Origin of the sequence: Listeria booriae (genome assembly GCF_000766865.1) — a bacterium.
GTDB classification, from domain to species: domain Bacteria; phylum Bacillota; class Bacilli; order Lactobacillales; family Listeriaceae; genus Listeria_A; species Listeria_A booriae.
In genome coordinates this window covers 180,370-205,045 of the sequence record NZ_JNFA01000024.1, presented here as the reverse complement: position 1 = coordinate 205,045, position 24,676 = coordinate 180,370, and the positions used below count along the sequence as shown (strand labels likewise).

The following is a 24,676-nucleotide window of genomic DNA, read 5'->3' as shown; positions in this document are numbered from 1 at the left end:
AAACAAAGTTATTGTTTCCTTACTTAATTTGATAATAACAACTCCGAGTACTTTTTGACATCGGGAAAATCCCTATATTTTTTCGCTTATATTCTTTGACATTGCAGGCTTGGAACAACATAATAGAAAAGAATACATAGTAAAACCGTCTTGGAGGTCCTAAACAATGCTCACACCCGTTTTGCATTCACTAATCGTCGCGATTGTATCCACATTTCTCGCGTTTTTGTCGATGCTACCACTCAGTTATTATTTCGCTAACCATAAATCAAAATTCCAATTAGCCATCGAAATCATCATTTTGCTACCACTCGTATTACCACCAACCGTCGTCGGTCTGATCTTACTCGGTCTTTTCGGCAAGAACGATTTGATTGGTGCCTTTTTGTGGAACAACTTCAATTACAGCTTCATCTTCACGCTAGCCGGCGCCATCATTGCCACAACCATCATCATCCTGCCAATCATGTACCAAGGTCTAAAAAGCGCCTTCTTATCCATCGACCACGACTTAGTTTGGGCCGCGCAAACACTCTCTGCCACCACAAGAACCATCTTTTTCAAAGTCATTTTACCGAATTGCTGGCAGCCAATCCTAGCAGGGATTTTACTTAGTTTTTGCCGGGCGATGGGTGAATTCGGAGCAAGCCTCATGGTCGCAGGCTATATCGAAGGCAAGACAAATACGATCGCATCCAGCATTTATTTCATGGTGCAACAAGGCGATATGCGCACCGCGATTTACCTAGGCATTATCAACGTCATCATCGGCGTTTTTGCACTAATGGTCATCCACATTCTGACCGTCCGCCAAACCAACCTAATGAGAGGAATGTAACCCATGGGAATCCGTTTAAAATTCAAAAAGAAGCTCCCCTTTCACGATCTTGACATCGATTATGACCTTGTCGCCCCAATCACAGCTATCATGGGCGCAAGCGGCTCAGGGAAATCCACCTTATTTCAATGCATCAGCGGCTTAAAACGCATCGACGAAGGCATCATCGAATTCAACAACACCGCATGGGACGACACCTACAGCGACATCTTTGTCCCAACGTCCGCCCGCAAAGTCGGCTATCTCTTCCAAAACCTAGCATTGTTTCCAAATATGAATGTCTTTAACAACATCGCATTCGGCCTTGTCGCAGCAAAAAAACAACGCCCAGAAATCGAACAACAAGTCCGCAAAATAAGCGACTACTTAAAAATATCCCATTTGCTATTCTCCTCCGTACAAAAACTATCCGGCGGCGAGAAACAACGCGTAGCAATGGCTCGTGCCATGATTACCAACCCTAACCTACTGCTCCTTGACGAGCCATTCAACGGCCTTGACGAAGACACACGCAACATCTGCATCGAACTCGTCGGACAAATGGCGCGCGATTTCGACATTCCCGTCATCTTTGTCACCCATTACCACCAAGAAGCCACCTCCCTAACCGGAGAAATTTTAAAAATAAAGGATGGTCGCCTTGTCAAAAACTAATCCAATCGCTGGCATCGTTTTAGCTGGCGGAAATTCCACCCGATTTGGTGAAGATAAAGCATTGTATCAAGAATCTTTCGACGCACCAACTTGGGTCGAACAAACCGTCTCCAAAATGCTCCCACTCGTAGATGCCATATTCGTCGTAACAAACGAACAACTTTTCCCAGCCATTCATCAACTATTCAAACACACTGCCGTCACCGTTCTTTCCGACCAAGCACCATTCATCGATAAAGGTCCACTCGGCGGGATTTACGCAGCAATGTCCCAAACATCGGCGTTCAGTCATTACCTGCTATCCCCCACAGATACGCCAAACATCACCACAGAAATTTTTGCCACACTCATCGAACAAAACAACGCCTACGCAGTCACAAACACCGCAGAACATTACCTCACCGCCTGTATTCCTTACTGCAAAGACCAAATCGAAACATTATTACGCGACGACAACCTACGAATCCGCCCCTTACTCCAAGCTATACATACAAAAAAACAGCCCTTCCAAGACGAAGAACCGTTCTTCAACCAAAACTATCGTTAGATTTTTCAGGAGGTTTCCCATGCGTTTTCTAAATCTACTATGGCAGTTCACGTGGCAACAAATGCTCTGCTGTATTTTCCCAGCTGTCATTTTCCTGTCCCTAGCCTTTTCCAAGTACCTGCCCATCCCGTTCCTCCCAAGGTACGATTTACTGCTCATCATCTGTATTATCGCACAACTTCTGCTTATCAAATTCGGCCTCGAAACATGGGATGAACTCAAAGTCATCATGCTTTTTCACATCATTGGCCTTGTCCTTGAGATTTACAAAATCCATATGGGCTCGTGGTCCTACCCCGAAGCCGGCTACGCAAAAATTCTCGGCGTCCCATTGTACAGCGGCTTCATGTACTCAAGCGTCGCCAGCTACATTTGCCAAGCCTGGAAACGATTCGATCTAACCGTCACAAACTGGCCAAAAAGCGGACTGGTCATCACGCTCTGCACCGCCATTTACCTAAACTTTTTCACCCACCATTACATCTGGGATTTGCGCTACATTCTCATCATCGCCGTCCTGCTCCTATTCCTGCGCACCACCGTCTTTTTCACAGTCGGCGACAAACGACTTCACATGCCACTGTCCCTCTCATTCCTGCTCATCGCCTTCTTCATCTGGGTCGCAGAAAACATCGCCAGCTTCTTCGGCGCTTGGTACTATCCCAATCAAGAAGTCACCTGGCACCTCGTCGGCTTCGGCAAAATCACAAGTTGGTATTTACTTATCATCATCAGCATCATGATTATCGCCGAGCTCAAGTTTCTTAAAAAAGATCTACAAGAAGACGAGAAAAAACCACTGATTCGCGATTAAATCAGTGGTTTAAACGTTTTCGTACATATTTACTAATCTCAAAAATACAGAGGAACATCACAACACTAATCCCAAACCTGGCTAGCAAAGGCAAGTCATCAATCAAATTAAAAACAATTATCGCTACGCCTACAGTGACGATAAAAATTATCATCTCCCAAAGAAATGGCTTATTCATACACCCGCTCCTCCTTTTTCATGCGTTCTACGTACGGTGTCAAACCAAAAATTCTTAGTAATTAAAAAAATCATTTCGCGATTCTCCATGTCGATATCCCTATAAATCATACCATATTTTACACCAAAAAAATAGTGGAGACCAAATCCTGATCCCCACTACACCTCTTATTCTCTTTCCCACTTCAACCAACTATACGAATCCATCACTTGCAAAAAACGCACAAGCCTTGCCAAACTCATACCGTCTTCATTCCCAAACGTCCGCGAAAACCGTTCTTCCATCTCAGGAATCGTTGTTTTCCCGTCCATTTGCGTCAAAATAAAGTAGCCATGTTCATCAAGTTTAATTCGCCGTATCGCTGGTTGTTTCAAAACCTTGATAGCCACGCGTTCAAGCCAAGCCGAACGCGGGACAATCAAGAACTTCTCTTTTTCTACGACTTCCAGTTTTAGGTTATCCTTCAAATTCGGAATCTCTTCCAACATATTTCGTCGTTCTTTTTTCTTCATTTTTCAAAGCTCCTCAATTACGCTTTTTGCTTACGTGGCACTGTCGAGAAGTAAAGTAGCGCACACACAATCAAGAACACCAAGAATGGCAGCCACTGATTCGTCAGCAAGTATTCTGTCGGAATAATATTTGGGTTAATCGAAATGATGAACGCGATAATAACTCCCAGTAGCGACTCCCCAGCAATAAGTCCTGAGGCAAACAATGTCCCACGCTCAATACGCGCCGCTTTTTCCTTGTCTTTTTTGTGCTTAATCACTTGGTTAACAATCAAGCGAACGAATCCACCGAACATAACTGTCGCACTAATATTTAGCGGCAAGTAAAGCCCAACCGCGAAAACAAGCGAGTTCATGCCTAAGAATTCAATCACAACAGCAATCGCCACCCCAATGAAAATCAACGTCCACGGCAAGTTCCCATTCAAAATACCTTCCGCCAAAATTTTCATCAAAGCTGCTTTCGGTGCCGGCAAAGCTTCAGAGCCCATACCATACGCGTTATCTAGCAATGTCAAAATGTACCCCATCACAAGACCACTCGCCATGACACCAATCATCATCGCCACCTGTTGTTTCCAAGGCGTTCCACCAACCAGATACCCCGTTTTTAAATCTTGGGAAATATCTCCGGCTACAGCAAGCGCCGTACAAACAATCGCAGCGACCGTCAATGTTAAAATAATACCTTCTGTACCTGTGTATCCAAACGATTTATACGCAATCGCCACGATTAGAAGAGTCGCAATCGTCATCCCAGAAACAGGCGACGAAGAACTACCAACGATCCCAACAATCCGTGACGCAACCGTTACAAATAAGAAGCCAAAGATTGCAATTGCAAGCGCTCCGATAACCCCAACGTTCGTAAATGGATCAAAGGCAATCACCACAATCAAAACAGCAATCCCAATCAAAACCCATTTCATCGGAATATCTTTATCCGTACGTTCCAATTCCACGGCTTTATAACCTTTACTCTTATTCAAGCCTACCATCGTACTACGAAGCGTCTGCCAAATCGCCGGCAACGTTTTCGCAAGTGTAATCAAGCCACCCGCAGCAACCGCCCCCGCACCAATATAACGAATATAATTATCCCAAATCATACTAGCGTCCAGTGTTTTCAAAGCTTCCGTCGCCGGGAAAATAATATCCGAACTTCCCGCCCCGAAAAACGCAATCGCCGGAATTAATACAAGCGAAGCCATCAAACCACCGGCAACCATCTGCCCTGCAATTTTTGGCCCGATAATGAAACCAACACCTAGCAACGCGGGATAAATTTGCGTCCCAACAAATGCATTTTGGAAATTATAAATACCTGTTTGCACATCACTTCTAAACAATTTAAATCCATCTGTAAGAACCTTCACAACACCGCCAATCGCAAAACCAAAAACAACAAGTTTCGCCTGCGCACCGCCACCTTTTTCACCGGTTTTTAGCACTTCGGCACATGCGGTTCCTTCTGGATATGGTAATGTTTCATGCTCATTAACAATCAACATTCTTCTTAGCGGCACCATCATGAATACCCCTAGGAATCCCCCAGTTAGGACAATAAACACGAGCATGATCTGCTTGATTTCCACACCCATCATGAACAGCGCCGGAATCGTGAACACCGCACCAGCACCAAGCGCTTCCCCCGCAGTCGTCATCGTCTGCACAATGTTGTTTTCTAAAATAGAATCACGCCTAAAAATCCCCCGCAAAATCCCCATCGAAATAACCGCTGCCGGAATCGACGCCGATACAGTCAAGCCTACTTTAAGCCCCAAGTAAGCATTCGCTGCACCGAACAAAATCGAAAGAATAATACCAAGAACAATTGCTGTCACGGTCAATTCTGGCAATGATTTAGAGGCAGGTATGTAAGGCTGAAACTTCTTGCCACCCATATTATCGCTCATTTTGTAACTACTCCTTTTATTTTTTGTCTATATCATCTTTGCTCCTTTAAAGCAAAAATTCATTATCTATTTTACGCCTCTTCTTTCCATTTCGCAATTGATATCTGGAATAAAGAGCGCCATTATGTCTCACATTATACTTGAGCATTCCCTTTTTGCGTGCTATAATATAATCATTAAAAGAGAGTCATGTTGTCGCATGACTCACTCTTTGTGGAGTTACATAGACCGTTGCAAAGACGGCGACTTTTCAATTCAAATGTTTAAAACCCATCTAAATCTCTGGTCAGAGAATGGTTTAGATGGGTTTTATTTGTCGTGTCTTGATGTGTCCACGATAACAATAACTAACTTGACTAATGATACAACAAACATACCAAAGCCAAGAGCTACTGTTAGCGCTTCTGCGACTGACATCAGGCATTCCCTTTCTCCAGATTAGTTTGCTTACATACATAAGCACCACCTCCTTCAATCCGAAAAGCCACCATCTTATGCACCTCTCTATTCCACATGACTATTATACCATCTGAAAGGCCTGTTTATTTAAATAAAAATTATTCTATCAACATGTATTTCCTTGCGATTCATGAAACTCTAGTGGCACTACAAAAACGGCGAATCAGAGTTGACTCGCCGTTTCTTTTATAATAATCCTAAATGTTGTAATCCCTTTAACAGACCGTCGTCATCCACCGAATCGGTCACATAATCCGCCACTGCTTTTACTTCATCACGACCATTTCCCATCGCAACCCCCGTGCCGACTTCTTGTAACATTTCGATATCATTTAAGCCATCTCCGAATGCATACGCATCTTCAATTTTGAAGTCGAGGCGTTTTAGCATTTCGCGAATTCCTACTGCTTTAGACCCATTGGCCGGCGCTACATCCATCGATACATCATGCCAACGTAAGAAGCCGTATTCTGGAAAATTTTCTTTGTAAAACGCATCATAACTCTCGTCTGCAAAAAGCAAACATTGATATAGCGTCCGGTCTTTATAAAACTCGGCATCGAGCTCAGGATAGCCTTCTTTTAGCGAATTCATCCCTTCATGTACTTTATGATGATCCGGAATATTCGTGCGAAGCGTCTCCTCATTCATAAACACAAGCGGGTGATCCAACTCCTCGCTAAGCTCAATCAAGCGCTCCATCGATTGCTGTGGCAGCGGGTTATCAAAAACCATCTCCCCTTCAAAAACCACGTATTGTCCATTAAAGCTCACATAAGAATTAATCGCTAGTTCCTTACATATCTCTTTTAATAAAAATGGTGCGCGACCAGATGCAATAGCTACGTAAACACCTTTGTCTTGCAAAGCTTTCACAGCTTTTCTTGCCGAATCTGGAATTTCTTTCTGTTCGTTCACCAATGTACCGTCCACGTCAAAAAACACAATTTTTTTCATGACCAATCTCCTCAAAACCAAATTTGCGGGGAAACAACACCCAAAAAGTTCTCCACATCAGTATACCAAAAAAAACACAAAAACGGGCAACTTCGAACGAAAAAGACGATTGTTTGCGCCTAAAAAATAAATTTTGTAAGTACTTCTTGTATTTTCTACCCTTTTTTAAGATATTGTAGTAGCATTTATTGATTTTTATGGTATATTAGAACTCAAGGATAAAAGTTCGGATTCTTTTTCAAAATGAAGTGACTCGTTATACCTGCCATAAATTGAAATCATTTTCTTCCCATTTTGTTTAAAATGCGCAGAATAATGGTATTCAATTGTAGTAGGGAGAAAATGCGCAGAATGTCATGTTATAAGCTAAACTCGTAGCCCACCTTAGCAATCTCGATACGTATGGCTACCATTGTTTCTTTTTGCCTTTTTAGCGTCGTCACCCTTTTTATCCATGAAACTGTATGTAAATAGACTGCAAATGAGGAGCAGTGCTGTTTTTACAATGAATATTAACCCAAACATAAAGGAGAGAAAAAAATGATTTTTAAAGTGTATTTTCAAGAAACAAAAACGGAAACACCAGTAAGAGAGAAGACAAAATCGATTTATGTGGAAGCAAGTGGCGCGCCAGAAGTTCGCGTTATTCTTAAAGACCAACCCTTCCATATCGAACTAATAGAGGAACTTAGCGAAGCACACCTACAATACGAAAAACAAAATGAAGATTTCCAACTGTGGGGGCAGTAATCTGCTATGAAATTTGTAAAAAATAATGAAACAGCCGTTTTCGCACTCGGTGGTCTAGGCGAAATCGGAAAAAACACATATGGCGTGCAATTTCAGGATGAAATAATCCTCATCGATGCTGGTATTAAGTTCCCAGAAGACGAACTACTAGGCATTGATTACGTTATTCCTGATTACACCTACCTTATTAAAAACAAAGAAAAAATTAAAGGACTTTTCATCACCCATGGTCACGAGGATCATATCGGTGGCGTTCCTTACTTGCTTCGCGAACTAAATATCCCAGTTTACGCTGGAAAATTAGCCGCAGCATTGATTCGTAATAAACTAGAAGAACATGGCTTGTTACGCCAAACAAAAATCTATGAATTTGAAGAAGATGATGTTTTCAAATTCCGCAAAACTAGTATTTCATTCTTCGCGACAACACATAGTATCCCTGATTCTTACGGGATTGTTGTCAAAACACCATCTGGTAACATTGTCCACACAGGCGATTTCAAGTTTGACTTCACACCTGTTGGCGAACCAGCAAACTTAACAAAAATGGCGGAAATCGGAAAAGAAGGCGTACTTTGCTTGCTATCTGACTCGACAAACGCCGAAGTACCGAATTTTACAATGAGTGAACGCATTGTTGGCGAAAGCATCAAAAATATTTTCCGCGACGTTGACGGCCGGATTATTTTTGCAACATTCGCGTCCAACATTTATCGTTTACAACAAGTCGTGGAATCTGCTGTCGAAAGTGGTCGTAAAATCGCTGTTTTCGGTCGTAGCATGGATTCAGCAATTGCGATCGGTATTGAACTTGGTTACATTCAAGCACCAAAAGACACGTTTATCGAATGGGGTCAGCTGAACAAACTGGCAGCCAACGAAGTAACAATTCTTTGTACAGGTAGCCAAGGAGAGCCAATGGCGGCACTTTCACGTATCGCTAACGGTACTCACCGCCAAATTCAAATCCAACCAGGCGACACTGTTGTCTTCTCCTCTTCACCGATTCCAGGAAACACAATCAGCGTAAACCGCACAATCAACTTGCTGTACCAAGCAGGCGCTGAAGTTATCCACGGTAAAGTAAACAATATTCACACATCTGGTCACGGTGGTCAACAAGAACAAAAACTAATGCTTCGCCTAATGAAGCCTAAATATTTCATGCCAATTCACGGCGAATTCCGCATGCAAAAATTACACGCCCAATCCGCGTATAATTGCGGTGTTCCATTAGAAAATAGTTTCATTATGGAAAACGGTGATGTCCTTGCTTTAACCGCTGATTCCGCACATGTTGCAGGCAAAATCCAAGCAGCAAGCGTGTATATCGACGGAAGCGGCATTGGCGACATTGGAAACATCGTATTGCGCGATCGTCGCGTCTTGTCCGAAGAAGGACTCGTTATCGTTGTTGTTTCCATCAGCATGAACAAAAACAAAGTAATGGCAGGCCCTGATATCATTTCCCGCGGTTTCATCTACATGCGCGAATCAGGCAACCTCATCAATGAAGCACAAGGCTTACTGCGCCGTCACCTAAACAAAGTGATGGATGGCAAAGCCACACAATGGTCTGAAATCAAAAACGAAATTACCGACACACTTCAGCCATTCCTTTACGAAAAAACAAAACGCCGTCCAATGATCTTACCAATCATCATGGAAGTCTAGGCGTCAAAAAAGCATCAAATCCTAAGGCAAAGCATTCACGCTTTCGTCCTTTCGATTTGATGCTTTTTATTGTTTTCTAACAACTACCGTATCCCCTAAAACAAGTTCGCCATCTAACAACACGCGTTCCGGTTTAGCGTACCCTTCAATAGCCCGTTTTAAAAGCGCCACAGCCTCTTTAGCAATCGCAACCTCATCTTGCTTCACATGCGTAAAACAAACCCCACCAGCAAGCTCCTCTGGCGAATCAAAGCATATGAGCGAAATATCTGTAGGCACACGATACCCCAAGCTCTGTAAACTCTCCCAAACACGAACCGCCAATTCATATTCCGTCACAAACAATGCCGTCAATGTAGGATTTCGCTGCAATAAATCCGCCAACTGCTCCTGCAACAATTCCGTGTTAGCATCCACCAACCAAGCCCCACGCTGAATCGCAATGCCCTGATCCGCATGACTCTCAATAAACCCTTCCAGCCGTTCCTCCACCGAAGAATTAAAACTTGGCTCCATCGACACAAAACCAATATCCCGATGCCCCTGCGAAAACAAATACGCAAGCGCCTCCTTCGTCATTTTCACATTATTCGTGCCAACCGACTTCGTCTCCATACCTTTAACTTGGCGATCGATTAAAACAAACGGATACCGATCCACAATCAACTGCAAAATCTCCGCCCCGAGGTACTCCCCAGCAGAAGGCCAAATCAGCAATCCATCTACATCCAACTGCTTCAACTTCAAAATTGCATCCGCCTCCAAATCAGGCTTCCCATGCGATTGCAACAATAACAACGAGCCTTCCCGTTCCCAAACTTCCTCGCTCAACGTCTCAATCAAACACTGCCCAAATGGCGCCGCAATCCCAGCAACAACAGCACCAAACATCGCCGTCTGCTTCCGTTCGTACTTCTGTGACTCACCCAAAACAAACGAACCCCGTCCCGGTCTGCGAATAATCAACCCATCCTCCGCCAAAATTTCCACCGCGCGCTTCGTCGTAATTCGGCTTACCTTATAGACCTTCGTCAGCTCCATCTCCGTCGGCAACTTAGCGCCCACAGCAAGTTCCCCCGTCGCAATTTGCCGTTTCAAATCATCACTTATTTGCTGATACATCGGTTTCGTCCCATTTTTCATGCCATCATACCTTCCAGAAATCTCATCATGACTCCATTATATACTAAAAACGATCGGGCGTACCAGCTCCGCACGCCCGACCATCCCGAAATTATGCAGCTTTGCGTCTTAAATAATAAACCGCCGCACCAATCAATACAAGTCCACCGAAAATGGCACCCGTTTGCGTCTCATCACCAGTCTGCGGCAATGCCCCGTCATCCTTCACAGGAACAATAGCAGAAGGCGTCTTGCTTCCATTATCAGTCGTCGCTGGAGGCGTCACAGGAGGCGTAGTCGTACCACCATTATTACCATCCGGGTCTGGCGTCGTTGTTCCACCATTATTGTCCCCAGGCACCTCTTCTTCCCCGCCACCGTTATCAACCGGATCAGCCGCCATCACAGCTACCGTAAACGCCTTACTGTAGCCATCCGCGTCCGTCACCGTCACATCAAACGTATCGCCTTCCTTCAAGTTCTCACTGCTCATATCCACTTCGAAATTACCATCCGCATCCGCCACAATCGGCGCAGCCTTCGCCATCTTCACGGCTAGCGTATGAATAGATACCGTCGCACCAGGAACCGTTTTCCCTTTAAAGATAGCGTCTTTTTCTTTATACGATTGGAATGTCGTGTTGTCCGTAATTGCTTGAATAGCCGCGTCTTCTTTTTCCTTCGCAATCTCCACTTCTGTTTTGAATACTTTGCGGCCTAATTCAGGCGTTACAAGCTTCGTTTGAGATTGAATATAGTTGATAAATGTATCGGTATCCGGATCAATAACATCGACTTGCTTACCTTTCGTGAACGCCGAGAACGAATCTCCGCCACCAAACAAGAAGTCATTAATTACCACACGATAAGTCGCTGATTCATCCAGCTTCGTGCCATCCTCTTTCTTCACATCCACCACACGCTTCTCACCCGCATCATTCTTCGTATACGTATACGTCAAGCCCGATACTTGTAAAAAGTACTTCTCAGACTCATCATATTGCTGATTCAGCGCTTCCACAATATCCGCGCCAGTCAATTCTACCACTTGCAAAATGTTGCCAAAAGGCTGTACCGCTTGCGCCGCGCCCCACGTCACTGCGTAAGACCCATTCGCCGCTGTACCAACCAAGTCCGCACGAATACCACCATTATTCGTCATCGCAAAATCCACAGCAATCCCTGCTTTTTTCGCCATTTCGCGTTGACCATCCGTAATTAAATTGCCAAGTGGTGACTCATTATCCGCATTCGTATCACGCGTCATAACCGCACTATCCATTTGACCAATCGGTTTACTAATCACTGGATTCACAAGCGCATACGCCTCATCGATTACCGAACGAACCCCAGCATCCGGCGTCACATCTTGTAAATTATATTTAATCTCTGCACTCGGCGTTGCTTCAAAATCTTTCGTCGTTTTATTCAGCACACCCGTCACATTCGAATACGCTTTCCCATTATTATAACTTTGTACAATGCGTGTATTCCCAACTTTGCCGTTCGTATATTGGTGATTATGTCCCGCCAAAACAAGGTCCACACTATTATCCGGCGCGATTTGGTTCACTTTATTCATCATGTCAACCGCAGCACCAGACACACTGCCTTCCCCATTCGTCGGATTTCCAGGAGTCAAAGCAGGCACGTGAGAAAGCACAACAATCGCCTTCACGCCTTTGGCTTGTAGCTCCGCAGAATATTTCGCAATCGTTTCCGCCTCATCCAAGAAATTATAATCTTGAATATGATTCGCCAAAACTAAAGAAGGAATCTCCGTCGTCACGACGCCGATAAAGCCTACATCAACGCCACCCATATTCTTAATTTCGTATGGTTTAAAACCATAAGGAATCGTGCCATCCGACTTCTTCACCACATTCCCCACCACAATCGACATATCTGATGCCTCATGATCGTAGTTCTGCGTGATTTCATTAAAATCAGTCGTATCGCCACCATCTAAAATACGCTTAAACTCCGCCAAACCTTCATCAAACTCGTGATTCCCAAGCGTCCCAATCTCGAATTTCATCCGATTTAGCACCTTAATAGTTGGCTCATCTTGCAGCAAACCAGACACCGCAGGGCTAGCCCCCACCATATCTCCAGCTTGTACACGAATCGAATTCGCCGCCGTATTATCCGTCAATCCGTTCGCCGTTAAAAAGCTTGCTTCCGTATTGTTCAGATTCGTCGCTAAATAATCCGCGCCACCAATCTTACCAAGCGGTGAACTAGAAGGCGTATCCAGCGCCCCGTGGAAATCATTAATACCCAAAATCTGTACAGGCACCAAATTCGAATCTACCGCAGCATCCGCCGTATAGCCATTACTCCCAATCGCCGTCGTACCAATCCCTAGTGTTAATCCTGCTGCTAAAACTACCTTCAACCCTTTTTTGTAGACATTTTTCACTTTTTAAAAGCCTCCCTTTGATTTTTGCAAAGCAGTCCACGTCTTTTGTTATGTATATTATTTTATTGTCCCGCCCCACTTGTAAGCGTTTTTCAAACTTACCCCATCATTGTAACAAAAGCGCTCCAAATTTTCAATGCGACAAAATTTACAAACGCCTACCTAAAAAAGTAAGCGTCTGCATCTAAAATCTTATTTCATCATCACTTTAAATGTTTTTACCTCATACGGTGTTACCGAAAATACAAAATCACCTGTTTTTAATTCTCCTACTGGTCGCTCCATCAAATCGCATTCCTGCCATGAAACAAGCTCAAAATCACTCGTAATCGCAATGTCGCCACGCCCACCAGTAAACTCATGTAAGCGAATAATAACCGCATCGTCATCTTCCGCCTTTTTCACCGCGTCAATTTGCACTTGCTCCTTATTCGCCCGTAACAATGAACGATTATCATGTGCTCCCAACGCCGCACGAAGTGGATTATTAAGCATCCAAGCCTCTTGCACAACATCCCCAGCCACAAAATCACCAACATGCGGCAATAACGCATACGTGAACTGATGCTCGCCTTGATCTTGCGTAACATCCGGATAAGTAGCTGATTTCAACAATGTCAAGCGTATCACATGATCCTTAATATCGTGCCCATATTTACAATTATTTAAAATACTCACACCATATCCTGTTTCACTTAAATCCGCCCACTGATGTCCAACCGTTTCAAAACGCGCATAATCCCAGCTCGTATTCCAATGCGTCGGACGCTTCACATTGCCATATTGAATATCATATGTCGCTTCCGTCGCCATCACATCTACAGGAAATGCCACTTTCAATAACTGCTGCTGCTCATGCCAATCCACTTCCGTTTCAAAATCAATCCGCGCACTATCCCGATACAAATGCATCCGCTGACGAATTTCCGAATCACCATAAACCCACACCATTTCCAGTGTCACTTTTAACTTGCCATTGTGCACCACTGTCACATCTTGCAAGTCCGTTACTTCTCGCATTTTTTCCTGATAATAAATATCAATATCCCATGCATCAAAATTCATCGGCTTATCTTCAAAAACTTGCAGCACATTGCCTCGTTCACCGCTCGCCAGTACTTCTCGCTGATTCTGTTTATCATACAACCGCGTCCATTGCCCCGCCTCATTCCAAGTCAACACATAACGCGCCGTCTCCAAACACTGCTCACCAATCTCCGCAAGTTTCTCCTCCTCATTCGCGGCACCATCAGCCACCTCATAAACAAGCGTCCCAGCTCCCATCGAAGGCAACTGTTCCACAGCCACAAGCCAGCTTCCAGCCTCGTTTTTCTCCGCATCTAATAACTGTCCAGTCCCATCCTTCCAAACAACATCATCCTCCGTCGGAATCGCAATCTCCGCCAAACGAGGTCGTTCCCAAATCGAACTATTCAGCAATGTCACACTACCAGCCGCCGTCTCATCCATCGCGCTCATCTCATCATACGCCGCAAGCGCTAAATTCTCCGCCTCCTCGTATTCCACAACACAATCCTCGTACACCTCCTGAATCGAAGACCCCGGAATGATATCATGAAACTGATTCCGCAACACAATGCGCCAACTCTCACGCAACAAATCACTCGGATACGCCGCGAAGTCTCCGTTCGCTAGCCCTTGCAACACTTGGAACCATTCCGCGTCCCGCAACAACAGCTCTAATTTTCGGTTCATCTTCTTGTTATACGCCTGCGAAGTATACGTCCCGCGATGATACTCAAAATAAAGCTCCCCATTCCACGTATGCACATAATCCTCCGTATTCTCAATCCGCTCATGCAACCGTTCAAAATAAGGCCCCGCGAGCCCCGTCTCCACTTTTGGCATGCCTGGCATCTTATCAAAACGCGCAATCATCTCGAGCATTTCCCGCGTCGGACCACCGCCACCATCACCAAAACCGTACGAAACCAGCATTTCATTGTTCAAATTCTTGTCCCGATAATTGTTCCAAACACCCTTCACCGTTCGCGCCGTAATATTCCCGTTATACGTATAATAAATATCATGCACTTCCGGCGTCGTAATAAAATGTGTCAAAATCTCTGAACCATCTATCCCGCGCCACCAAAACGTATCATGCGGCATCCGATTAAACTGATTCCAACTAATCTTCGTCGTCATAAACGTCTCAATCCCGGACTTCTTCAAAATCTGCGGCAACGCCCAGCTATACCCAAACACATCCGGCAGCCATAAAAACTTGCTCTCCTTGCCAAACTCGTCCTTAAAGAATCGCGTTCCTTGCAAAATCTGCCGTACAAGCGACTCGCCCGAAGGAATATTACAATCCGCCTCCAGCCACATCGCACCTTCCGCTTCCCAACGCCCGTCCGCAATCCGCTCTTTCATTTTCGCATAAATTTCCGGATAGTCCTCTTTAATGTACGCATATAACTGCGGCTGAGACTGCAAAAACTCATAATTCGGATACTGCTCCATCAAACGCATCACCGTCGAAAACGAACGCGCCGACTTCTCACGCGTATGCTTCAATCTCCATAGCCAAGCCACATCAATATGCGTATGCCCAACACACGTCACCGTCACATCGAAATTTTTCGGCATCGCATCAATTTTCTCATTCAGCAAATTTCCCGCAACATACAGCGAATCCAAATGCGTCTGACTCCCCGGTCTCGCCCAATCAATCACCCGAAAACTATGGTCCAGCGCCTGCAGCAAGCCATGACGCTCCGTACTATTCTCATCCAAATAATCCAACGTTTGCACAGCCGCATACGCCGTATAATACAAGTCATCAATCGCCACATCTAAATAACCAATAAACGCCTCATTCAAGCGATGCTCCTGCGTCGTCACCTTCCCGCCGCCTTCAAGCCCCGACCAAAGTCGAAACGTCAATTCCAGCGTCTCCCCAGCAAGCCCATCATCAAAAAATACTTCCTTGTGGTTCTGATCCACCCCTTGATACGGCTCCCCATTCACATATAACAACGACTCAAAACCAGAATTGTTCCCCGCGCCCGTTTTACCAAAATCAAAGAATCCCAAAATCCGCTTCCCATCTTGCTTCTCCGGTAACGTCACAGTCGCACGTAACCACACATACCGATCCCTGCCACGCCAATCACTTCCAAGACCAATCGTGTCTTCAAAAACCAAATTATCCGGCCGACTTCCGATTTCACCAGCCAAATCTTCCAATATACCAAACTCTCGAATGACTTCCGCTTTGTTATAGCGATACAACTCTACCTCACGATTCCGATTCTGCACCTTTTCCTTCGTCCAAAACATCCATACCCCTCCTAAAATTAAACGCTTTCATTTATACCAATAAATATATCATATAAATCAAATATGTCAAATAGACAAATTAAAGAAAAAGACACTAAAAAACACAGGCCAAACACCAAACCCCTGCCCACCAAAATCATACAAATTTTAACAGCCACGCCTTCAAAAAGTATGAATTATTACTTACCCATACCAATTATGCATCCCAAATAATTACTTTTCATGGCAAATCTTCTTCATTTTATCATGAAATTCTAATTTGATTTCTACCCATTAGAATGATACGATAAGTAGTAAGTATTAATTCTCACACTATTGATATTTCTATGCCAATTTTGCATTTTTAATTTACCAAAATAAGACGTGTCAATACACAGAAAGACAGGACAAATTATGGATACTATTGATTTTCAACCGTACGAGAAGAAACCGTCCAGGCTCATGCGCTGGTTCCAAGTTTCTTTTGTCGTATTATTAGGTATTGTTTTTACAGTCGGTGCCTTTGCAATTCATTACTATAATGGTATTCAAGAGACATTAAATAACATTCATGTGCCGCTCTCCAAAGATAAAGCCTCCACAAGTACGCTTACGGATGGGCATTCTTTTTCTATTCTGCTTATCGGAACCGATGCTCGTGCCGGCGAAAAGAATGGCCGCTCCGATTCGATGATACTAGCTACAATTAATAAAGAGAAGAATTCCGTGAAAATGCTCAGTATACCACGTGATACGAAAGTAACGTATGACGATGGCGATATCGGGAAAATAAATGGAAGCTATTCAAAAGGTGGCGCAGAAGGCACAGTGAGCGCCGTTGAGAAGCTAATGAACGTTCCTATCGATTATTACGTTACCATTAATATGAAGGGCTTCAGCGACCTTGTATCAGCTGTAGGCGGTGTCCGCGTTACCAACGACATCAACCTAACAGAAGTAAACAAGAAATTCGTCAAAGGTAAAATCGACTTAACCGGAAAAGAAGCATTGCAGTACGTCCGTATTCGTCATGAAGATCCACGCGGCGACTTTGGTCGTCAGGACCGCCAACGCGATGTGATTATGGGAATCAGTAATGAACTTGCTGGTACCGCATCAATCACACATTTCAATAAATTATTGAAAGCAGTCGGCGATAACTTCACAACAAACCTTAGCATGGACGACATTCTCGAAGTTGCAACGAAATACGCAAGCGTCCGCAATGACGTAGAAACGCTGAAAATGGAAGGCGAAGGCGTCTCTATCTACAGTGAAGCTTATGGCTTTAACTTGTATTACTACGAACTAGACGATAAATCCAAAGCCGCAGCAACGAAAGTTTTCCGCGATCATTTAGGTTTATCAACAGACACAACAACAACCGAATAACAGACAAAAACCAGCTGTACAGGAGAATTTCTTCCAAACAGCTGGTTTTTCTTATATTGCTTGTATTTTTTGTTCTGTTTTCACGTATAATTTCTCAAAAATTTGTTCATGGAATGCAAGCACTTCTTGCACTTCACCGTCTATTTCTGGATGGTGGTACAGCACTTCCATGTTCTGCAACATCTGCTCCAAATCATGAATCAGCGACAACATCGGCTCGGCTTCTTCAATTTTCGGAACAAAACTGCTATCATCTACGATTTTCGTCCGTTCTTGCTTCAGCGCCTGCAATGCCTTCCAAGCCGCCATTAAATCATCATGCATATTTTCCTTGTTCGCGTACTTCGCCCGGATGGCCCCAATCTGCGCAAAACAAGCTTTGGCGTGATGATTAAAAATCTGATTCATCTCCGTTTTTTTCTTCGGATACAGCGCGTAAATAATAAAACCAATTGTTAGACCAATTAACGTATCAATCATCCGGTTGTTAATATAGAGCACTGGCTCGCCCTCGCCTTTACCGACAAGCACCATCACCGTAATAACCGCAATAACTGGCGTAAACTTACCAACAAATAAATAACCCCATAATACGGCAATCGTTGCACCAATCGGAATCATCAAAAAGTGATTATCCGGCAACAAGAAATAAAAGAAAACACCCGTTAACCCACCAAGAATCGTCCCAAAAATCCGCTCCATACTCGATTTATACGTCGCACCTTTCGTTAACTGCGCCGTGATGTAAATCGCATTAAAGACATAGGTCGGATACACAATATACTTCCCAAAAAACGGATACAATAACACACAAATTAGCAGACTAAGCAAAACCTTGGCGACACGAGGATCTAACGCTAAACGTTCTTTCCATGTTGTTTTCATCCTGCTTGCCCCCCTTTAAGCGTTTCTAAACTTGTCCTTATTTCGCGCATTCCCTCTACATATTCACCAAGATGAAACGTTAAAATTGGATCTTCCGTCTGGCTTACAGGAACGTTTTGAAAACCAAGGCTGGCTAAATCCTTCGCCTTTGCTGCGCTTACTTGATATTGTTCCAATTCTGATATCGTCGTTAAACTAAAATAGACACGTAAATACGAAGCTAGCGTCTTTTGATAAATAGCAACGTGTCCCTCATTTTTATTTTTGCCATTCGCGTATTCACGAATCAGCATTTGGGACTGGACGAAAATACCGTACAATGGTTTTGGTCGACCTTTTTCGCCTTTTACGAGCATGGTTTGTAGTTCTTTTTGAAATAGGCCCATTGTTTGTTTCATCATCATTTGGATCATTTTCTCGATTGGAATATGGATGAAATGAACAATGAGGCGGACAACTACGAAGAAAACGGCAACGTCAATGAGGGCGATAATCAGCACAACCCAATACGGCACACTCATATCCGATGTATCGAGGAAGAACAACGCCGTTCCAACTGCCATCGTGATAACCATATATTTTTGCGGCATCAAAAAGTTAATCACAAGTAACGCAATCACCATCACGACAAAATAAACATACACACTCGTATCAAAAAATGTGGATGATACGCCAACGATAAGACAGGCCGCGGCAAACATCATACCGATTTTCGACATCGCTTTTTTCGTGAAACCGCTTGTTGGTTGGATAGAAATAATCCCCATTAAAAGCGCGATAGGAAGAAGTCCGACGAGTTGCGGGACAAGTACTGTGTGGACAAACACACAAATAACCGAAAAAACAAAGACTTGGAGCATATGTATTAATCCCTTAATTCCCAGTTTTGCTAATACTAATTTTTTCATTCTATGTTGTCCCTTCTTTTTATAGTTTGTATTACTTAGAAATTTTATCACACATTGTATTTTTCCGATAGTTGTTTCTTCTTTACCCTTATTTCGCGCCAATTAGACAAAAAAGTCCAAAATAAAAAGGCTTAGCACAAAATCGCTACTTCGCCTCCTTACTTTATTGAATTTGTTCTTGCAATCGTTCGATATCGTCATCGCTACCAATCACAATCAAAATGTCGCTGGACTGCAAGACATCATTTGCTTCGGGTGTGATAATCATTTGTTTGTCGCGCTTAATACCTACAATGTTGACGCCGAATGTGTTTCGAAAATCGAGTTCGTGTAAGCTTTTGCCGAGAAAACGACGATTCGAAACGGAAATTTCGACCAAGCTGTACTCATCGGATAGTTCCAAATAATCCAGCATGTTTTTAGAAACAATATAATGCGCAATGCGTCGACCCATATCGCGCTCTGGATGGACAACCCGATCCGCTCCAATTTTGTCGAGTAGCTTGGCGTGTTTATCGTTGGTTGCCTTGGCTGTAACGTATTTCACGCCCATTTCTTTTAAAATCAGCGTCGTTAAAATACTGGATTGAATATCTTCACCAATCGACACAATCACATGTTCAAAATTACGAATACCGAGTTGGCGCAACGCATTTTCGTCCGTCGAATTACAAATCACGGCATGTGTCGCAATCGACATGAATTCGTTCACTCGCTCCTCATTGGAATCGATGGCCAGCACTTCCATCCCTTGCTCAACAAGCGATTTACAAATGCTGCCGCCGAAACGTCCTAAACCAATAACTGCAAAGCCTTCTTTCATCGCAGCAATCCGCCTCCTTACTCTTTTTCCACTAGGTCATGTTTAAACGCATAAATCGCCGCTTGTGTACGGTCTTGTACGTCCAACTTCGATAAAATATTGCTGACATGCGTTTTCACTGTTTTGAGTGTAATAAAAAGTTCGTCCGCGATTTCTTGGTTGGACTTCCCTTCTGCAATGAGTAGCAAAATTTCATTTTCACGATTCGTTAAATCATCATGTAAATTCTTCTCCGGTTTCGCCGTCAAGCGCTGCATCATCTTGCCCGTCACTTCCGGTTCTAAAACCGAGTCCCCGCCGTATGTAGCACGAATAGCATCCGCAATTTCGCCAGCAGTCGATGTTTTCAACATGTAACTCGACGCACCAGCTTCAAGCGCAGGGTATACTTTCTCATCATCAATAAAGCTCGTTACAATAATAATTTTGGCGGTCTTCCATTGACGCATAATTTCTTTTGTCGCTTCAATGCCATCCATTTCATCCATTACTAAGTCCATTAAAATAATATCTGGGCGCAATTTCATCGCAAGCTCTACGCCTTCACGACCATTTTCCGCCTCGCCAACAACTTCCATATCATCTTGTACGGAAAGATACGCCGAAACGCCAATGCGTACCATTTCATGATCGTCAACTAGTAATACTTTTATCATTCGCTGTCCACATCCTTTTTCAACAGTGGTATTTTAATTTCCACACTCGTTCCCTTCTTAGGGAAACTAATGATCTTAATCGAGCCACCAAATTCAGCCACCCGTTCACGCATATTTTGCAAGCCATAAGAGCCTGTCTGTACTTTGTTCATATCAAAACCAACACCATCATCAACCACTTTTAGTACCACTAAATTATCAATTACAATCATGCGCACTTCTAGTAAATTGGCTTTGGAGTGGCGCAATGTATTCGATAACAATTCCTGAACAATACGGAATAAATGATCTTCAATTCCTTTTTGGAAAGAAATGTCCTCGATTTGCCATTCAACTTTGATTGGTAATTTTGTCGTTAATTCTTTTAGTAACTGCTCAATTCCGGTTTTTAGCGACTTGCCTTCTAGCTGGATTGGGCGTAAATGAAGTAACAGCGCGCGCATCTCGGATTGTGATTCGTTGACGATAGATTCTACCATTTTCAATTGTTTCTGCATCGTTGGCGTGGCGTTTTTCTCGCTTTGCTCGTTTAATGCCGATAAAAGCATCATCGCTGCAAACAACTGCTGGCTGACCGAATCATGCAATTCCCGCGCAATCCGGTGCCGTTCTTCTGCCAAAATAGCTTCTTTTGACTGGCCTGTCGTTTCGGCGCGCTCATTCGCAATTTCTTGTGTCATCACAGTCTGTGCTTTCATTTTATCACGTAATCGATCAATTTGCTTGTAGACTTGCTGAATTTCGGCGTATGTGTCTTCCTCGTCTGCCGAACGCTTCTCAAGCTCGCCTTGTTCCAATAACCGCAATGAAAAATCAATGGCTTCGAACTTCCGCTTAATGATGTAGCCAATGACAGCCCCAACAATCAAGCCAATCGAAATCGCCATCAACACGATAAAAACAATAAACGGCAAGTAAAAAATCTTCTGACCTATTAATAAGTCATACCAAGACATCTTGCTTCCCGTCTGATAAACCAAAGTCGTTCCAAGCGTTGCTAACAGTAATAAAGCCGTCGTTGTTGCCATCGAGATACGCGTGAATGTCATAGTCGAATCACCTCTAAATCTCCAAGCACAACCGACGTAATAATTTTCACCTTACGCGGTGCTTTCTCATAATTATCCGAGTAAATCTTAATCGTGTCATTTTGGACAATCGTACTTTCCTTATCATACTGCAAATGACCGAAAATCGCGGAGTGCTCCAGACAAATACCTAAGTCAAACGGCACGAGCAAGCGAATTTTCCCAGAGAAGCTCCGAATTAACACAACGCTCTCTCCTGTTGGCAAAACCGTGTTGCCAAGATCAATAATCGTGTCACCGATTCCAGTCTGAATATTAATATCATCCCATTCATATACAACGTCTAGCACCCGCTGATTACCAAACCATTGATTGCGAATAAACGTGTTACGCGGATTGTTGTTCTCTGCTGTCTCTTTCGTCTTCACCATCAACAGTTGCGGCGCACGTTTCCGACTAATATAATAATAAACCGCAAAAATACCAGCAACGACTAAACCGATTTTAAATGTCGCCGTTAATAATACCGAAATCAAAATAAATACCGCAGCAATAAAAAGCCTTGTCCGAGCTTTCTTTTTCGGGATGCCTTCTTTACGCGATGTGAACAAGAAACAAATACCAATCGCAAACAAAACAAGCAATTCCCATCTAAAAAGCATTTCAAAAGCAATGCCGACAGCAACTAATACTAAAAACAAGAAAATAAACGAACCTTCTAATTTTTTCATCTGAATACACCCCCTTCGTTGTTCATTTTTTGAGTTAACCAAACCTCAAGGAACGGGTACTAGAAAATTAGCTTCTGTTCCTATTATAAATAGTTTGGCGGAGCGACAACAGCCGCTTTGGCTGGAGTTCTCACTAGTTCTCAAGTCTTAAATTCGATGATTCAGGATGTCCAGCTTCTTCGTTAAAAGCTCCGCTCCGATGCTCATGTACAGGTCGTACATTCCGCTTCGGTGCTCGCTTTTGCCTCGATTCTGAACATCCTGAATCATCGATGTGTAGCGGCTACATCTTTTTTTGTGGATCATCCTTTTTTAACCCATATGTTTTGCTTTGGTATTAGGTTAAGCTTCTGGTGTTTCTTCTTTTTCGATAAGGTAGGTGAAGCCTTCTTCTTGTTTGATGCGGCGTTCTTTCATTAGGGTTCCAAGGGCGCGTTTAAATTGGGCCTTGCTTACGCCAAATTTAGCGCGGATTGCGTCGGGGTCGGATTTGTCGCCGAATGGCATTTTGCCGCCAACGCTTCTTAGATATGTTAAAATCATTTCGGCGTCATCGCTTAATACTTCGTGCACACGGCCGCGTAATGATAGGTTTAGTGTGCCGTCTGGTTTTACTGCGATAACTCGTGCTTCTAGTTTTTCACCAACGCGAGGTTCTGATGTGCGCTCGCTTTCGTGTATAAATCCGATATGGAAATCCTCTGTAATTACGAACGTGCCGACTTTTAGAAGACGATACACTGTTCCTGTCACGTTTTTATTGAACATGTCTTGTGTGGCCTTGGTTGCGATGGCTTTGAATTCGTGTTCTTCGCCTAGCACACCCCAAATGCGATCCTTCTCGTCTACGCGTAGTGCAATCATTAAGCGGTCGCCTTTTTTGGGCCACAGATGGTTTAACGCTGGCATGTCGTCCATTGAAACGACTACATCTTTCGGAATGCCGATATCGACGAATACGCCTAAATCTTTTCGGACATCCGTCACCGTCCCCCAAGCATAACGTCCCACTTGGATTTTTGGAATAATTGTCGTTGCCACAATTTCATGGTCATAATCACGATAAATAAACACTGTTTCCGTGTCGCCAACAGCTAAATTCAAATTTGCCGCATTCGTAAATGGCAGTTTCACTTGTTCTCCGCGCTTTTCTAATACAAACGCCTCTTCTTCTTTTGCAATAACGGTCATCGTTTGCGCCGTTCCAATCATATTTATCAACTTTTCCACCTCATTAGTTATTCTTTTCCCATTATAGCTTAAATAAATAGCCTGGTACAGTTAAATCAAGTAAAAAACCGAACCAATCTGATTCGGCTTCTTCCTTTTATTTTATCGCTTCTTGCAAAGCTTTTACTTTTGCTAAATCCAGCCCTTTGCTAAAGTCGCCGTCGATTCGTGCGCCGCCGCCAACGTGATATTGTCTGTTTTGCAGGGTTTCATGTAATAACGCGATATTTTCTGTCGTCACGCCGCTACCTACCAAAATTTCAAAGGAGCTGCTGTCCTTTTTGCCGTCAGCAATCCACTGTGCTAAGCGATCTATCGAGTCTGTTGCTTTTGCGCCACCACCTGAAGTTAAAATTTGTGTGATGTCATTGCCGTATTCGCGAAGTTCTAAGTAAGCTTGATCAATGTCTCGCGCATCTTCAATCGCTCGGTGGAACGTTAAATCCATATCGCCTTTCCAATCGATGACGTTTTCTAATAAATCGCGGTCAATATCTCCAGCTTTTGTTAAAGCGCCGAAAACAATGCCCTGTGCACCGAGTTCGTTTGCCATGATAATATCTTCTTGCATAATCGCGATATCATAATCGTCGTAGTAAAACGAATGACTGTGCGGACGAATCATAATCATCGCCGGTACTTTAATATTCTCCGTAATTTGCTTTATAACACCGTAACTTGGCGTTAAACCACCTTCACTAATTGCCGAAACGACTTCCAATCGGTCTACTCCAAAATGCTCTGCTTGTGACGCCTCACGAAGATTTTCTACGATAACTTCTAAAACCACGGACTCCCACTCCTTTTTCTCTATTCTTATGTATTATTTTATCCTAATTTCTTCTTAAAAGAAACGAAAAGCATTACTCTGCCACTTCGCAAAATAATGCTTTCTCGC

The 24,676-nt window shown here is 43.5% G+C and carries 23 protein-coding genes; 7 read left to right on the top strand and 16 right to left on the bottom strand.

Annotation, left to right across the window (positions count from 1 at the left end):
• Nucleotides 1-166 precede the first annotated feature (166 nt).
• From EP57_RS10645 to EP57_RS10630, 4 genes are read left to right on the top strand one after another with little or no spacing between them, the layout of a single operon-like run.
• Nucleotides 167-838, top strand: a complete 672-nt coding sequence (locus EP57_RS10645; RefSeq protein ID WP_036086587.1) for a molybdate ABC transporter permease subunit — start codon at nt 167-169, stop codon at nt 836-838.
• 3 nt (nt 839-841) lie between these two features.
• Nucleotides 842-1,492, top strand: a complete 651-nt coding sequence (locus tag EP57_RS10640) for an ATP-binding cassette domain-containing protein (RefSeq protein WP_036086586.1) — start codon at nt 842-844, stop codon at nt 1,490-1,492.
• Nucleotides 1,479-2,039, top strand: a complete 561-nt coding sequence (locus EP57_RS10635; protein WP_159106427.1) for a molybdenum cofactor guanylyltransferase — start codon at nt 1,479-1,481, stop codon at nt 2,037-2,039. The genes EP57_RS10640 and EP57_RS10635 overlap by 14 nt, the downstream gene beginning before the upstream one ends.
• A gap of 19 nt (nt 2,040-2,058) precedes the next feature.
• Nucleotides 2,059-2,853 (top strand): DUF817 domain-containing protein, encoded by a 795-nt coding sequence (locus tag EP57_RS10630; RefSeq protein ID WP_036086584.1) that lies wholly within the window; start codon nt 2,059-2,061, stop codon nt 2,851-2,853.
• A 345-nt stretch (nt 2,854-3,198) separates the two neighbouring features.
• Here the strand turns inward: EP57_RS10630 and EP57_RS10625 are convergent, their stop codons facing one another.
• The 4 genes from EP57_RS10625 to EP57_RS10615 form a co-directional block, all read right to left on the bottom strand.
• The gene (locus EP57_RS10625; protein WP_036086583.1) at nt 3,199-3,543 is read right to left on the bottom strand and encodes a PqqD family protein; all 345 of its coding nucleotides are present in this window, start codon (nt 3,541-3,543) and stop codon (nt 3,199-3,201) included.
• Nucleotides 3,544-3,560: 17 nt separating this feature from the next.
• Entirely contained in the window at nt 3,561-5,459 is a 1,899-nt protein-coding gene (locus tag EP57_RS10620; RefSeq protein ID WP_036086582.1) for an OPT family oligopeptide transporter, read from the bottom strand.
• 309 nt (nt 5,460-5,768) lie between these two features.
• Entirely contained in the window at nt 5,769-5,876 is a 108-nt protein-coding gene (locus tag EP57_RS16675; RefSeq protein ID WP_077916840.1) for a putative holin-like toxin, read from the bottom strand.
• A 228-nt stretch (nt 5,877-6,104) separates the two neighbouring features.
• Nucleotides 6,105-6,875: a Cof-type HAD-IIB family hydrolase gene (locus EP57_RS10615; protein ID WP_036086581.1), complete on the bottom strand. Its 771-nt coding sequence runs from the start codon at nt 6,873-6,875 to the stop codon at nt 6,105-6,107.
• A 540-nt stretch (nt 6,876-7,415) separates the two neighbouring features.
• On the opposite strand from EP57_RS10615, the gene EP57_RS10610 reads away from it, so the two are divergent.
• Both EP57_RS10610 and rnjA read left to right on the top strand, forming a co-directional pair.
• Nucleotides 7,416-7,625: a DNA-dependent RNA polymerase subunit epsilon gene (locus EP57_RS10610; protein ID WP_036086579.1), complete on the top strand. Its 210-nt coding sequence runs from the start codon at nt 7,416-7,418 to the stop codon at nt 7,623-7,625.
• A 6-nt stretch (nt 7,626-7,631) separates the two neighbouring features.
• A complete protein-coding gene (rnjA, locus tag EP57_RS10605) occupies nt 7,632-9,299 on the top strand; it encodes a ribonuclease J1 (RefSeq protein ID WP_036086576.1) in 1,668 nt (555 codons plus the stop codon).
• Between the two features lie 66 nt (nt 9,300-9,365).
• On the opposite strand, the gene EP57_RS10600 is transcribed toward rnjA, so the two are convergent.
• The 3 genes from EP57_RS10600 to EP57_RS10590 all read right to left on the bottom strand — a co-directional run bounded on the left by EP57_RS10600 (nt 9,366) and on the right by EP57_RS10590 (nt 16,146).
• Nucleotides 9,366-10,442 (bottom strand): GntR family transcriptional regulator, encoded by a 1,077-nt coding sequence (locus tag EP57_RS10600; protein WP_036086575.1) that lies wholly within the window; start codon nt 10,440-10,442, stop codon nt 9,366-9,368.
• A 91-nt stretch (nt 10,443-10,533) separates the two neighbouring features.
• Nucleotides 10,534-12,843: a 5'-nucleotidase C-terminal domain-containing protein gene (locus EP57_RS10595; protein ID WP_036086574.1), complete on the bottom strand. Its 2,310-nt coding sequence runs from the start codon at nt 12,841-12,843 to the stop codon at nt 10,534-10,536.
• Nucleotides 12,844-13,035: 192 nt separating this feature from the next.
• On the bottom strand, nt 13,036-16,146 hold the full coding sequence (locus EP57_RS10590; protein ID WP_036086573.1) for an alpha-mannosidase: 3,111 nt from the start codon (nt 16,144-16,146) through the stop codon (nt 13,036-13,038).
• 393 nt (nt 16,147-16,539) lie between these two features.
• Here EP57_RS10590 and EP57_RS10585 point away from each other — a divergent pair, with 393 nt between their 5' ends.
• Nucleotides 16,540-17,517 carry an LCP family glycopolymer transferase gene (locus tag EP57_RS10585; protein WP_036086572.1) on the top strand — a complete coding sequence of 326 codons (978 nt, stop codon included), beginning with the start codon at nt 16,540-16,542 and terminating at the stop codon, nt 17,515-17,517.
• 51 nt (nt 17,518-17,568) lie between these two features.
• On the opposite strand, the gene EP57_RS10580 is transcribed toward EP57_RS10585, so the two are convergent.
• The 9 genes from EP57_RS10580 to EP57_RS10545 all read right to left on the bottom strand — a co-directional run bounded on the left by EP57_RS10580 (nt 17,569) and on the right by EP57_RS10545 (nt 24,568).
• A complete protein-coding gene (locus EP57_RS10580; protein ID WP_036086571.1) occupies nt 17,569-18,402 on the bottom strand; it encodes an FUSC family protein in 834 nt (277 codons plus the stop codon).
• Nucleotides 18,399-19,310 (bottom strand): hypothetical protein, encoded by a 912-nt coding sequence (locus tag EP57_RS10575; protein WP_036086569.1) that lies wholly within the window; start codon nt 19,308-19,310, stop codon nt 18,399-18,401. Before EP57_RS10575 ends, EP57_RS10580 begins: the two co-directional genes overlap by 4 nt.
• A gap of 163 nt (nt 19,311-19,473) precedes the next feature.
• Nucleotides 19,474-20,133, bottom strand: coding sequence for a potassium channel family protein (locus EP57_RS10570; RefSeq protein WP_036086567.1), 660 nt, complete (start codon nt 20,131-20,133; stop codon nt 19,474-19,476).
• Nucleotides 20,134-20,150: 17 nt separating this feature from the next.
• On the bottom strand, nt 20,151-20,789 hold the full coding sequence (locus tag EP57_RS10565; protein ID WP_036086566.1) for a response regulator: 639 nt from the start codon (nt 20,787-20,789) through the stop codon (nt 20,151-20,153).
• On the bottom strand, nt 20,786-21,838 hold the full coding sequence (locus EP57_RS10560; protein WP_036086564.1) for a sensor histidine kinase: 1,053 nt from the start codon (nt 21,836-21,838) through the stop codon (nt 20,786-20,788). Before EP57_RS10560 ends, EP57_RS10565 begins: the two co-directional genes overlap by 4 nt.
• Nucleotides 21,835-22,548 carry a cell wall-active antibiotics response protein LiaF gene (gene liaF / locus EP57_RS10555; protein ID WP_036086562.1) on the bottom strand — a complete coding sequence of 238 codons (714 nt, stop codon included), beginning with the start codon at nt 22,546-22,548 and terminating at the stop codon, nt 21,835-21,837. The genes EP57_RS10560 and liaF overlap by 4 nt, the downstream gene beginning before the upstream one ends.
• 147 nt (nt 22,549-22,695) lie before the next feature.
• Entirely contained in the window at nt 22,696-22,854 is a 159-nt protein-coding gene (locus tag EP57_RS16980) for a hypothetical protein (RefSeq protein ID WP_159106426.1), read from the bottom strand.
• A 36-nt stretch (nt 22,855-22,890) separates the two neighbouring features.
• Nucleotides 22,891-23,769, bottom strand: coding sequence for a CvfB family protein (locus tag EP57_RS10550; protein WP_077916839.1), 879 nt, complete (start codon nt 23,767-23,769; stop codon nt 22,891-22,893).
• A gap of 106 nt (nt 23,770-23,875) precedes the next feature.
• Nucleotides 23,876-24,568 (bottom strand): copper homeostasis protein CutC, encoded by a 693-nt coding sequence (locus EP57_RS10545; RefSeq protein WP_036086560.1) that lies wholly within the window; start codon nt 24,566-24,568, stop codon nt 23,876-23,878.
• Nucleotides 24,569-24,676 lie beyond the last annotated feature (108 nt).

Coding starts and splice junctions, on each gene's coding strand:
- EP57_RS10610 (WP_036086579.1), top strand. CDS start 7,416: ATGATTTTTAAAGTGTATTTTCAAGAAACAAAAACGGAAACACCAGTA.
- EP57_RS10645 (WP_036086587.1), top strand. CDS start 167: ATGCTCACACCCGTTTTGCATTCACTAATCGTCGCGATTGTATCCACA.
- EP57_RS16675 (WP_077916840.1), bottom strand. CDS start 5,876: ATGTCAGTCGCAGAAGCGCTAACAGTAGCTCTTGGCTTTGGTATGTTT.
- EP57_RS10615 (WP_036086581.1), bottom strand. CDS start 6,875: ATGAAAAAAATTGTGTTTTTTGACGTGGACGGTACATTGGTGAACGAA.
- EP57_RS10575 (WP_036086569.1), bottom strand. CDS start 19,310: ATGAAAAAATTAGTATTAGCAAAACTGGGAATTAAGGGATTAATACAT.
- EP57_RS10570 (WP_036086567.1), bottom strand. CDS start 20,133: ATGAAAGAAGGCTTTGCAGTTATTGGTTTAGGACGTTTCGGCGGCAGC.
- EP57_RS16980 (WP_159106426.1), bottom strand. CDS start 22,854: ATGATCCACAAAAAAAGATGTAGCCGCTACACATCGATGATTCAGGAT.
- EP57_RS10560 (WP_036086564.1), bottom strand. CDS start 21,838: ATGACATTCACGCGTATCTCGATGGCAACAACGACGGCTTTATTACTG.
- EP57_RS10565 (WP_036086566.1), bottom strand. CDS start 20,789: ATGATAAAAGTATTACTAGTTGACGATCATGAAATGGTACGCATTGGC.
- liaF (WP_036086562.1), bottom strand. CDS start 22,548: ATGAAAAAATTAGAAGGTTCGTTTATTTTCTTGTTTTTAGTATTAGTT.
- EP57_RS10625 (WP_036086583.1), bottom strand. CDS start 3,543: ATGAAGAAAAAAGAACGACGAAATATGTTGGAAGAGATTCCGAATTTG.
- EP57_RS10580 (WP_036086571.1), bottom strand. CDS start 18,402: ATGAAAACAACATGGAAAGAACGTTTAGCGTTAGATCCTCGTGTCGCC.
- EP57_RS10640 (WP_036086586.1), top strand. CDS start 842: ATGGGAATCCGTTTAAAATTCAAAAAGAAGCTCCCCTTTCACGATCTT.
- EP57_RS10590 (WP_036086573.1), bottom strand. CDS start 16,146: ATGTTTTGGACGAAGGAAAAGGTGCAGAATCGGAATCGTGAGGTAGAG.
- EP57_RS10600 (WP_036086575.1), bottom strand. CDS start 10,442: ATGAAAAATGGGACGAAACCGATGTATCAGCAAATAAGTGATGATTTG.
- EP57_RS10630 (WP_036086584.1), top strand. CDS start 2,059: ATGCGTTTTCTAAATCTACTATGGCAGTTCACGTGGCAACAAATGCTC.
- EP57_RS10620 (WP_036086582.1), bottom strand. CDS start 5,459: ATGAGCGATAATATGGGTGGCAAGAAGTTTCAGCCTTACATACCTGCC.
- rnjA (WP_036086576.1), top strand. CDS start 7,632: ATGAAATTTGTAAAAAATAATGAAACAGCCGTTTTCGCACTCGGTGGT.
- EP57_RS10585 (WP_036086572.1), top strand. CDS start 16,540: ATGGATACTATTGATTTTCAACCGTACGAGAAGAAACCGTCCAGGCTC.